This is a genomic window from Croceibacterium salegens (assembly GCF_009827435.1).
Classification (GTDB): Bacteria; Pseudomonadota; Alphaproteobacteria; order Sphingomonadales; family Sphingomonadaceae; genus Croceibacterium_B; species Croceibacterium_B salegens.
The window spans coordinates 14,196-24,841 of record NZ_WTYM01000021.1 but is presented as its reverse complement, the minus strand read 5'-3'; the positions used below and the strand labels follow the sequence as shown (position 1 = coordinate 24,841).

The following is a 10,646-nucleotide window of genomic DNA, read 5'->3' as shown; positions in this document are numbered from 1 at the left end:
GAAAATCGGCTGAACAACCGAGAATCGAGCACTGTGGATAACGATTTTAACCTTTTGTACCCGCGAATCGCTTTGTGGCAGAAGCGGGGCGCACAAATTTTTGAACTCCTTCTCGGGGATATGGGATGAGCATCAACATCGGTCCGCCTTCTGTGGAGGAGCTGCGCCCGAGGATCGTCGTGATCGGCGTCGGTGGCGCCGGCGGCAACGCGATCGCCAACATGATCACCTCGGAGATCGAGGGCGTCGACTTCGTCGTCGCCAACACTGACGCGCAAGCGCTCAACAACGCGCTGGCGGAACACCGCATCCAGCTTGGCCCGGACATCACCCAGGGCCTCGGCGCGGGTTCGCGGCCTGAAGTCGGCCGCGCCGCGGCGGAAGAGACGGTCGAGGAAATCGAGCGCGCGCTCGATGGCGTCAACATGGTCTTCATCGCCGCCGGCATGGGCGGCGGCACCGGCACGGGTGCGGCCCCGGTCATCGCCGAAACCGCCCGCCGGATGGGCGTGCTGACCGTCGGCGTGGTGACCAAGCCGTTCCTGTTCGAAGGCACCCGGCGCATGCGCGCCGCGGACGCCGGCATTGAAGAACTGCAAAAGCACGTCGACACGCTGATCGTCATCCCGAACCAGAACCTGTTCCTGGTCGCGAAGGCGGAAACGACCTTCAAGGAAGCTTTCCAGCTCGCCGACGAGGTGCTGCAGCAGGGCGTTCGCTCGATCACCGACCTGATGGTCATGCCCGGCCTTATCAACCTCGACTTCGCCGACGTGCGTTCGGTGATGGGCGAGATGGGCAAGGCGATGATGGGCACCGGCGAGGGCGAGGGCGCGAACCGCGCGCTCGAAGCCGCCGAACGCGCCATCGCCAACCCGCTGCTCGACGGCGTGTCGATGCAGGGCGCCAAGGGCGTCATCATCTCGATCATCGGCGGCGAGGACATGAAGCTGCTCGAGATCGACGAGGCGGCGAACCACATCCGCGAACTGGTCGACCCCGAAGCGAACATCATCTGGGGCTCGGCGTTCAACCCCGACCTCGAAGGCAAGATCCGCGTTTCGGTCGTCGCCACCGGCATCGAGCAGAGCGCCGAGCAGGCCGCCGAGGCGAGCCGTCCGCTCAACCTCGGCGGTGCACGCGGGCCGAAGAAGCCGGTGCTGCCGCTGCCGACCGAGGAAGAACTGGCCGAAGACGCCGCTGCGGCCGAACAGGCTGCCGGCCTCTCCATCCCCGACGACGACTGGGGCGAAGAACCGGTCGAGGAGACGGTGGAATACGCCGCAGCCGCCCCGTTGGAAGAGCAGGCCTATGGCTACGCTGAGGATGAGGACGAGGAAGAGGCGGAGGAAGAGCCTGCCGTCGATGCCTCTCCGCTGCGCATGCCCGAACCCTACAGCCCCGGTGACGGCGGCGACGAGGACGAGGAATACGACGAGGAAGGCGATTCGGACGATAGTGGCGCCTTTGGTGGCCGGGACTCCGGCTTCGCCTCGCTGACCGGAACCCGCATCAACCGCGATCCTGAAGGCACCGCTGCCGCCGCCGACAACGGCTGGGACATGGGCGACGAACCCGAAGAGGGCGGCGAAGAGCTGGAACTGACCATGGAAGCGGCCGGTTCCGACGACGGCGACGACGAGGGCGGACAGGACGAACTGCTGCTCGACGCCGATCGCCTCGCCGAAGCCGACGAGCCGGCCCAGCAGCCGGGCTCGCGCCGCGCGCGCATGCTCGGTGCTTCCGGTGGCGAAGCCGCGCAGGCGGGCTCCGAGGCCGCAGCCCCGGCGAAACCTTCCGGCGGCAGCACGCTGTTCGAGCGCATGGCCAACCTCTCGCGCGCCGCAACCGACCGCGGCGAAGAGGGAGACGATGAGGACGACGACGATGACGCCGGTTCGGTGCGCATCCCGCGTTTCCTCAACCGCCAGAACAACCAGTAAGGCTGTTCGCGCCCGGTTCAGATCGCCCCGGCCATGACGCGCGCCGTGCATTCTCGATTCGGTAAATTCCTGCTGGCACCCGTGCTGGCCGGCGGAGCCATGTGGCTGCCGGCCACGGCGCTCAATGCCCAGGCGGTTATCCAGGCGCTGCCGCCGCCCGAGGTGGGCGACCTGCAGTCGGCGCTCGCGGTCCTGGCGCGGAATCCCACCAACCTCGACGCGCTGATCCGCGCCGGCAAGGCCTCGATCGCCATCGAAGACCTGCCGGCGGCGAGCGGCTTCTTCCGCCGCGCCCTGGCCATTTCCCCGAACAACGGTGAGGTCGAGGCCGGGATGGCAGCGATTGCCCTGCGGCAAGGCAATGCGGTCGAGGCGGTCAGTCTGTTCGAGAAGGCCGAGCGTGACGGGATGCCCGCGGGCAGCCACGCCAGCGACCACGGCCTCGCGCTCGATCTCGTTGGCGACAACGATGGCGCCCAGCGCTACTATCGCGAGGAGCTCAGCCGCGGCGACGATCCGGAGGTCGCGCGGCGGCTGGCGCTGAGCCAGGCCATTGCCGGCGACCAGGTCGGCTCCGAGGCGACGCTGCTGCCACTGCTGCAGCGCAGCGACCTCGCCGCCTACCGCACCCGCGCTTTCGCCCTGGCGATCCTCGGCCGCAGCGACGAGGCGGTCTCGATCGCCGAGACCATGCTGCCCGAACGCCTCTCGAACCGCATGGCGCCGTACCTTCGTTACATGCCGCGGCTGACGCGGGCGCAACAAGCCGCCGCCGCCAACCTCGGGCGATTTCCCCCTGCGGCGGAAATCGGCCGCGACAGCCCGGAAATCGCCGCCTTATCGGCGCGCTCGACCCCGCGCACAGTCGCTGTACGCACGCCCGACGCGCGGCTCGAACCCGCTGGCGAGCCGCTCGGCGGCACCGCGAAACCGAATCGTCAAACCCGGAGCCGCGACACCGCGTCAAGGCCTGCAACCGACCGGCGAGTTACCATCGGCAAGGTGGAGCAGGTTGGTTCCACGCCGATCGAGCAGCCAACGGCCCAGCAGGTCAGCGAGCCGCAACCGGTTCAGGCCGGCGAACTGCCGCCGGCTCAGCAGCAATCGGTACCCCAGCCGCCCGTTTCGCAGCCCTCTGTTTCGCAGCCCTCTGTTTCGCAGCCGGTTCTTGTGGCCGCGGCAGAGCCACCTCCTGCGCCGCCGGTCCAGCCCGTTGCTGCGTCCGAAGACGTACCGCGTCCTTCGTTGTCGATCGGCACTCCAGGCGTGGTCGAAGCCGAACCCGAAGCGGTCGAGCCGGAAGTCTCGCTGGCCGAGGCCTTTGCCGAATTTGCCGGCGAGCCGGTGCAGGCGGCGGGGTCGCGGAGCGGGGCAGTCGACATCACCAAGTTCGAGCCGCCGCGCCAAAAGCCCGAGCCGCCGCCGGCGCCCAAGCCGCCAGCCAATCCGAAGCGCTACTGGGTGCAGGTGGCGACCGGGCGCGATACCGGCGCGCTTGGTTTCGACTGGCGCCGTATCCAGGGCAAGGGCGGGGCGCTGCTCAAGTCGAACAGCGCCTATACGGCCAAGTGGGGCCAGACCAACCGGCTCGTCACCGGCCCATATGACACCGAGGCCGAGGCGCTTAAGATGGTGAAGTCGCTCAAGGACAAGGGCCTCGATACCTTTGCCTTCACAAGCGCGCAGGGCGAGGAAGTCCGCCCGCTCAAGTGATTTCGTCCACTGTGGACAAACCGCTTTTGCACACCTTGTGAACAGGCTTGGCGCGGCTTTCCACCGCTCCCGGAGGGCGCGCGATTGATTGCTGGCACAAGTCCGTCGCATTGAGCCGCCAGAGGAAGGTAAACGGACTGTTGAGCATGAACATCGGGCGCGAGCCATACGAAGAATCAGACGACGCAGCTCCGGTGGAGATGCTCGCCCAGGTGTTCGAAGCGCACGGGTGGCCGTGCGAATTCAACGGTGAGGACGAGGTAACCAGCGAAATCCAGGGCAGCTGGACGACCTACCAGGTCAAGGGCGTGTGGCGCGCCGAGGACCGGGTGCTGCAGTTCCTCTGCCTCCCCGACGTCCGCGTGCCCGACAACAAGCGCAAGGCGGCGCACGAGCTACTGGCACTTATCAACGAACAGCTCTGGCTTGGGCATTTCGACATGTGGTCGCGTGGCGGGGTGCTGCTTTACCGCCACGGGCTGATGCTCGGCGAGGAGGGCCTGTTGAGCCTGTCGATGGCGCAAGTCGCGATCGAGGCTGCAATTTCCGAATGCGACCGCTTCTATCCCGCTTTCCAGTTCGTGCTGTGGGGCGACAAGACCCCGCGGCAGGCGCTCGATGCGGCGCTGGTCGATGCCGCTGGCGAGGCATAGACTCTCGCGCGGCGGTCCGGCAGGACGCGCCACATGAGCTTTGCGAACATCCTCATTGTCGGCTGCGGCAACATGGCCGGAGCCATGCTCGAGGGCTGGCTTGCCGCCGGTATGGAACCGGGGCGTTTCACCATCGCCAGCCCGAGCGAAAAGCCGTTCCCCGTTTCCCAGCATCGCACCATTCCGGCGAGCGTCAAGTTCGATGCCATCCTGCTCGGCGTAAAGCCGCAGAAGCTGGGCGAAGTCGCCGCCGAGGTCGAGGTGCTTGCCGGGCCGGAAACCACGGTGCTCTCGCTGCTTGCCGGAGTGACGCTCGGAACGCTTGCCGAGGCCTTTCCGCGCGCCGGGGCGGTGGCCCGGGTCATGCCGAACCTCGCCGTTGCGCTGGGCAAGTCGCCCGTTGCGATCGCCGCGTTGGGGCTCGACACGCCTGGGCAGGACGCACTGACCGCGCTGATGGACCCGCTCGGTACGCCCGATTGGGTCGGTGAGGATGTCTTCGACCTCGTCACCGCGCTGGCCGGCTCCGGCCCGGCCTTCACCTTCCGCTTCATCGACGCATTGGCCGCCGCCGCGAGCGAGCTCGGGTTACCGCGCGACCAGGCCGACCGGCTCGCATTGGCGATGGTCGAGGGCGCGGCTGCTCTCGCGGCGGAATCCCCTCACGATCCGGGCGAACTGGCGCGCCGCGTCGCCAGTCCCGGGGGCATGACGCAGAGGGGCCTCGATGTGCTCGATGCCGACGAGGCACTGGTTCGCCTGATGACCGAAACCCTGCGCGCGGCGCGTGATCGGGGTGCCGAACTGGCGGCTGAAGTGCGCCGGAAAGGTTAATGCCGGTAAGCCCGGTTTTCCTTGAAAACCTCGGTAACAGTAGCGATATTGCCGGCACCGGCTTGTCGTTGCTCGGCGCCGGATTGGAGAGAATACATGGCGAATTGGAATGACCCCCAGGACACCCGAACGGGCTTCGGCACCGCACCGGGCTATGCCGGGGATGTCGCTCAGCGCACCACGTTCGACGCCGGGCTGCGCAAGCACATGCTGTCGATCTACAACTACATGTCCTCGGGCGTGCTGCTGACCGGTATCGTTGCGATGCTGACGGCGCGTTCGGGCCTTGCCCTGACCTTTGCGAGCGGCCCGCTGATGTGGCTGGTGGCGCTGTCGCCGCTGGCCATCGTCTTTGCGATGAGCTTCGGCGCCAACAAGTTTTCGACCGGCACGCTGCAGGCAATGTTCTGGGGCTTCGCGTTCCTGATGGGCCTGTCGCTGTCGACGATCTTTCTCGTCTACACCGGCGCGTCGATCGCGGCGACCTTCTTCGCCACCGCGGCGGCTTTCGCCGGACTGAGCCTGTTCGGCTACACCACGCAGAAGAACCTCAGCGGCTGGGGCAGCTTCCTGATCATGGGCGTGATCGGCCTGATCGTCGCCTCGCTGATCAACCTTTTCCTGAAGTCGCCTGCGCTGATGTACGGCATCAGTTTCATCGGCGTGCTGATCTTCGCGGGCCTGACCGCCTACGACACGCAGAAGCTGAAGTCGCAGTACCTGGAAATCCAGCAGGCGAAGATGACGAATCCGGCGATTGCAGCCGCTTTCCCGATGGGCAAGGTCGTGGTCCTGGGGGCGCTCAACCTCTACCTCGACTTCATCAACATGTTCCTTTTCCTGCTCCGGTTCATGGGTAATTCCCGCAATTGACCGCATAACTGAGTCGGTTCATCGCCGCCCGGGTAGCCCATGGCTGCCCGGGCGTTTTCTTTGGCGCTGCACAGGGGTAGGCTTTGCCTGTGATCGCTTCATGATGTTGCGACCGGCAACCAGTCGGCAGGTTCGGGAGAGGTAAGGCGTTGGTACTCAATATTCGGAAGATTTCGGTGCGTTCCGCCGTAACGGCGACGGCCATTGCAGCTCTTGCTGCTTGCACCACGCCCCCACCCCCACCCCCGCCGCCGCCGCCGCCGCCGCCACAGGCAGCCATTCCTTATCGCCCACTGCCTCCCGGTCATGCGTCCTACACGATGGACATCCCGCCGGTCGGCGCCGACGGCCTTCGCCGCACGGTCAACACCGGGCTCGACGGGTATGGAACGTTGTGGAATTTCCGCTCGGTCTGGAACGTCGCGGCACTCAATTGCCTCAATCCGGAAGACGAGCAGATCGTGGCCGGTTACGGCAAGTTCCTGACGGACAACAGGAAAGCCCTGGCGACGGCGAATGCCGAACTCGACAAGCAGTACCGGGCGAAGAACTCGTCGCGATCCAACGCCGTGAAAGCGCGCGAAGCCTTCATGACGCAGGTCTACAACTATTTCGCCCTGCCCCCGGTTCGCACCGAACTGTGCTCGAATGCGCGGTCCCTCGCCAGCAGTTACCTCGCCACCAAGCCGGGCGACATCAACCAGTTCGCTGCCGTGGGCCTCGCGCAGTTCGAGGGATCGTATCAGCAGTTCTTCACCGCCTATGAACAGTACCGCGTCGATTCGGCGGAATGGGACGCCAGGTATGGTGCGCAGTACGGGGCTTCGCAGCCGGGATATGTGGCGACGCACCCGGGCTCGGGAAGTGGCATCGGCGCCGCGCTGGCCGACAATAGCCAGCCCGTCCAGACCGGCGCCGTGAACGATCCGGAGACCGGCGCGCAAATCCCGATCATCGCCGCTCCCGAGGATGAGGCTGCGTTGCCCGTGGTGCAACCGGTTCCCGGAGGCAAGTGAGGCGATTTTAGCTCTTTCATGGGCAGAGCCTTTTCGCTAGGGAGCGCGCTCTTCGCACGGGGCCGCCCCTTGCGATGCAGACTGGAACGGGGCCGTAGCTCAGCTGGGAGAGCGCGTCGTTCGCAATGACGAGGTCAGGGGTTCGATCCCCCTCGGCTCCACCAGTGTGCCTTGGAATGCCCCGGAGCGGCCTGCGAATGGCACCCTCCTGCGCTTCCGGTGCTCACGACCCTGTAGGTCGCTCCGCGCCGGTTCTCGGATGGCAACATTCTCGGCTCGCCCCGAGCCATTCCAAGACACACTGGCCTGCAATGATCCGAGCTGCGGCTAGCAGCTCGCAAGCGCAACCGCGCGCCCGGAGCCGCCCCGCAGCGAAGCGGAGGGAATAGCGGCGAGGATAGCCAAGGGGCCGGACGGTCCCGCCGGCGCTTGAGGCGAAAACAGATGCATTTTCTCGATCAAGCCAAGATCTACGTGAAGTCCGGCTCGGGCGGGCCCGGGGCCGTGAGCTTCCGGCGCGAGAAGTTCATCGAGTACGGCGGGCCCGACGGCGGTGACGGCGGCAAGGGCGGGGACATCATCTTCCGCGCCGTGCCCGGGCTCAATACGCTGATCGATTTCCGCTACACCCAGCACTTCAAGGCCAAGCGCGGCAACCACGGCATGGGCAAGAACCGCACCGGTGCCGGTGCGGACGACCTGGTCATCGAGGTGCCGGTCGGCACGCAGATCATCTCCGAGGACAAGGAAGAAGTGCTCGCCGACCTGACCGAGGAGGGCCAGGAGGTCGTCCTGCTCGAAGGCGGCATGGGCGGGCGCGGCAACGCCAGCTACAAGACCGCGACCAATCGCGCTCCGCGCCAGCACCAGCCCGGCATCCCGGGCGAGGAGCTGTGGGTCTGGCTGCGGCTCAAGCTGCTCGCCGACGCCGGTCTCGTCGGCCTGCCCAATGCCGGCAAGAGCACCTTCATCAACCAGGTTTCCAACACCAAGGCCAAGGTCGGCGCCTACGCCTTCACCACGCTCGTTCCGAGCCTCGGCGTGGTGCACCACAAGGGCCGCGAATTTGTCCTCGCCGACATTCCCGGCCTGATCGAGGGCGCGGCCGAAGGCGCCGGGATCGGCGACCGTTTCCTCGGCCACATCGAACGCTGCCGGGTGCTGATCCACCTCGTCGACATCTCGGGCGAGGATCCGGCCGGAGCGATGCGCACCGTGCAGGACGAACTAGAAGCCTATGGCGCGGGCCTGACCGACAAGCCCCAACTCATCGCGCTCAACAAGATCGACCTCGCCGACGCCGAACTGGCGGCCGGCTTCGCTGCCGAACTCGAAGCCGCCGGGGCCGACCGGGTGTTTCCGATCTCCGGAGCCACCGGAGCGGGTATCGAAGCCCTGCTCGACGCCGTCCTCACGCACCTGCCCGAACGCACCGCGACCGAGCAGCCGCACCAGGACGACGACGAAGAGGGCGAGGCACCCGGCGAGTGGTCGCCGATTTAGGTGACGTAAGCGACTGTCTTCGCTAATCCCCAGCGCGCTATGCCTATCGAGCGCCTTTCAGACCTGACCGATGCCGCCGCGGTGCCGCGCCTTGTGCTCAAGGTCGGCTCGTCGTTGCTTGTCGGCAAGGACCGCGCGGTGCGCGAGGCCTGGCTCGAAATCCTTGCTGCCGAGATCGCCGCGGCGCGCGGGCGCGGGCAGGATGTCGTCGTCGTCAGTTCGGGCGCGATTGCGCTCGGCGCGGCGAAGCTCGGGCTTGCGGGTGGCGGCCGCGGCAGCCTCGCCGATGCGCAGGCGGCAGCCGCCGTCGGGCAGATCGCGCTCGCCTCGCTCTGGGCCGACAAGCTTGGTGCCAGCGACCTGACTGCCGCGCAGCTTCTCGTGACCATCGAGGACCTCGAGGACCGCCGCCGCTACCTCAATGCTGCCGCGACCTTCGGGACGCTGCTCGGCAAGGGCGTGGTGCCAGTCGTCAACGAGAACGATTCGGTCGCGACCGAGGAAATCCGCTTCGGCGACAACGACCGGCTGGCGGCGCGCGTGGCGCAGGCGGCGGGGGCCAGCGCCGTGGTGCTGCTGTCCGACGTCGATGGGCTCTACGACCGCGATCCCAAGGCCGAAGGAGCCGAACTGTTGCCCCGGGTCGACGGGGTGACCGACGAAATCCATGCCATGGCCAGCCGCGCCTCCGGGTCTGGCATGGGCTCGGGCGGGATGACCTCCAAGCTGCAGGCGGCCGAGATCGCCGAGCGCGCCGGGATCGCGCTGGCGATCGTCAACGGCACGCACGACGCGCCGCTGGCCCGCGCCCTTGGCGGCGACGGCATCGGAACCCTTTTCCTGCCCAAGCGCAGCGACACCGCGCGCAAGGCCTGGCTCGGCGGCCGGCAGCGAATGCACGGGACGCTCGTGGTCGATGCCGGCTGTGCGGCGGCGCTGCTGCGCGGCGGCAGCCTGCTCGCGGCCGGTATTGCTGCCGTCGAGGGCGCGTTCGGGCGCGGCGACCCGGTCGGGGTGCGCGACGCGAACGGACGCCCGCTGGCGCAGGGACTGGTCGAATACTCCTCCGAGGAAATCGCCCGCATCAGGGGCCGCCGCAGCGACGAGATCGAGGCGCTGCTCGGCTATGCCCCGCGCACTGCGGTAATCCATCGCGACCAGCTGGTGCTGCTGTGACGATAGCCGTCACCGGGGCAACCGGTTTCGTCGGCCATGCCCTGCTCGAGGAAGCTGCACGCGAGAACCTGCCGGTCCGCGCACTGACCCGAAGCAAGCAGCCGCCCGCGCCCGGTGTCGAATGGGTTCGCGGCCACCTCGGCGATCGCACTGCGCTGGCCGAGTTGGTCGACGGGGCCGAGGCGGTGATCCACGTCGCGGGCGTGGTCAACGCGCCCGATCCGCATGGCTTCCACCTCGGCAACGTCGAGGGCACGATGAAGCTGGTCGAGCAGGCCCTCGCCGAAGGGGTGCCGCGGTTCGTCTTCGTCTCCTCGCTCGCCGCGCGCGAGCCGCAGCTGTCGCGCTACGGCGAGAGCAAGCGCCATGCCGAAAAGCTGGTCATGGCCAGCGGTCTCGACTGGTCTATCGTCCGCCCGCCGGCAATCTACGGTCCGCACGACCGCGAAATGCTCGACATGTTCAAGGCGGCGCGTTGGGGCGTCCTGCCGATGCCGCCGCCGGGCCGGACGAGCCTGATCCACGTCCGCGACCTCGCCCGCCTGCTCCTCGCCCTCGTCCCTGGCGGGGAAGAGGTGACGCACAAGGTCTTCGAACCCGACGACGGACGAGATGAGGGCTGGAGCCACCGTGAGCTCGCCCGCACCATCGGATGGGCAGTCGGGCGGCGGCCGTGGGTCCCGCACCTGTCGAAGCCGGCGCTCGAGAGGATGGCCAGGCTCGACAAGGCACTTCGCGGCCGCAAGGCCAAGCTCACCCTCGATCGGGTGGGCTACATGGCGCACCCGGACTGGGTCAGCAGCCCCAAACTGCATCCTCCCGCGGACCTGTGGGAAGCGCAGGTCCCGACGCGCGAGGGAATGAAGGCGACCGCGGCCTGGTATCGCAAGCACGGCTGGCTCTGACTGTTTGTTTGGCAGAAAGGGCGGATCGGC

9 protein-coding genes and 1 tRNA gene are annotated in these 10,646 nt (G+C 67.3%); all 10 read left to right on the top strand.

Going from position 1 to position 10,646, the window contains the following annotated elements; translation table 11 throughout:
• Positions 1–125: 125 nt before the first annotated feature.
• The 10 genes from ftsZ to GRI89_RS00440 all read left to right on the top strand — a co-directional run bounded on the left by ftsZ (position 126) and on the right by GRI89_RS00440 (position 10,616).
• Positions 126–1,943, top strand: coding sequence for a cell division protein FtsZ (gene ftsZ / locus GRI89_RS00485; RefSeq protein ID WP_159791312.1), 1,818 nt, complete (start codon positions 126–128; stop codon positions 1,941–1,943).
• 33 nt (positions 1,944–1,976) lie between these two features.
• Positions 1,977–3,656 carry an SPOR domain-containing protein gene (locus tag GRI89_RS00480; protein WP_159791311.1) on the top strand — a complete coding sequence of 560 codons (1,680 nt, stop codon included), beginning with the start codon at positions 1,977–1,979 and terminating at the stop codon, positions 3,654–3,656.
• 146 nt (positions 3,657–3,802) lie between these two features.
• Entirely contained in the window at positions 3,803–4,309 is a 507-nt protein-coding gene (locus tag GRI89_RS00475) for a type III secretion system chaperone family protein (protein WP_159791310.1), read from the top strand.
• A gap of 33 nt (positions 4,310–4,342) precedes the next feature.
• Positions 4,343–5,143: a pyrroline-5-carboxylate reductase family protein gene (locus tag GRI89_RS00470; RefSeq protein ID WP_159791309.1), complete on the top strand. Its 801-nt coding sequence runs from the start codon at positions 4,343–4,345 to the stop codon at positions 5,141–5,143.
• Positions 5,144–5,239: 96 nt separating this feature from the next.
• On the top strand, positions 5,240–6,016 hold the full coding sequence (locus GRI89_RS00465; RefSeq protein WP_159791308.1) for a Bax inhibitor-1/YccA family protein: 777 nt from the start codon (positions 5,240–5,242) through the stop codon (positions 6,014–6,016).
• 320 nt (positions 6,017–6,336) lie between these two features.
• Positions 6,337–7,032, top strand: coding sequence for a hypothetical protein (locus tag GRI89_RS00460; RefSeq protein ID WP_159791307.1), 696 nt, complete (start codon positions 6,337–6,339; stop codon positions 7,030–7,032).
• An 88-nt stretch (positions 7,033–7,120) separates the two neighbouring features.
• Positions 7,121–7,196: transfer RNA gene (locus GRI89_RS00455), tRNA-Ala, on the top strand.
• 280 nt (positions 7,197–7,476) lie between these two features.
• Positions 7,477–8,535, top strand: a complete 1,059-nt coding sequence (gene obgE, locus GRI89_RS00450; protein WP_159791306.1) for a GTPase ObgE — start codon at positions 7,477–7,479, stop codon at positions 8,533–8,535.
• 39 nt (positions 8,536–8,574) lie between these two features.
• Positions 8,575–9,711, top strand: a complete 1,137-nt coding sequence (proB, locus tag GRI89_RS17885; protein ID WP_159791305.1) for a glutamate 5-kinase — start codon at positions 8,575–8,577, stop codon at positions 9,709–9,711.
• Positions 9,708–10,616, top strand: coding sequence for an NAD-dependent epimerase/dehydratase family protein (locus GRI89_RS00440; RefSeq protein WP_328598004.1), 909 nt, complete (start codon positions 9,708–9,710; stop codon positions 10,614–10,616). Before proB ends, GRI89_RS00440 begins: the two co-directional genes overlap by 4 nt.
• The last annotated feature ends 30 nt before the right edge of the window (positions 10,617–10,646 follow it).

Coding starts and splice junctions, on each gene's coding strand:
- ftsZ (WP_159791312.1), top strand. CDS start 126: ATGAGCATCAACATCGGTCCGCCTTCTGTGGAGGAGCTGCGCCCGAGG.
- GRI89_RS00480 (WP_159791311.1), top strand. CDS start 1,977: ATGACGCGCGCCGTGCATTCTCGATTCGGTAAATTCCTGCTGGCACCC.
- GRI89_RS00475 (WP_159791310.1), top strand. CDS start 3,803: ATGAACATCGGGCGCGAGCCATACGAAGAATCAGACGACGCAGCTCCG.
- GRI89_RS00470 (WP_159791309.1), top strand. CDS start 4,343: ATGAGCTTTGCGAACATCCTCATTGTCGGCTGCGGCAACATGGCCGGA.
- GRI89_RS00465 (WP_159791308.1), top strand. CDS start 5,240: ATGGCGAATTGGAATGACCCCCAGGACACCCGAACGGGCTTCGGCACC.
- GRI89_RS00460 (WP_159791307.1), top strand. CDS start 6,337: ATGGACATCCCGCCGGTCGGCGCCGACGGCCTTCGCCGCACGGTCAAC.
- obgE (WP_159791306.1), top strand. CDS start 7,477: ATGCATTTTCTCGATCAAGCCAAGATCTACGTGAAGTCCGGCTCGGGC.
- proB (WP_159791305.1), top strand. CDS start 8,575: ATGCCTATCGAGCGCCTTTCAGACCTGACCGATGCCGCCGCGGTGCCG.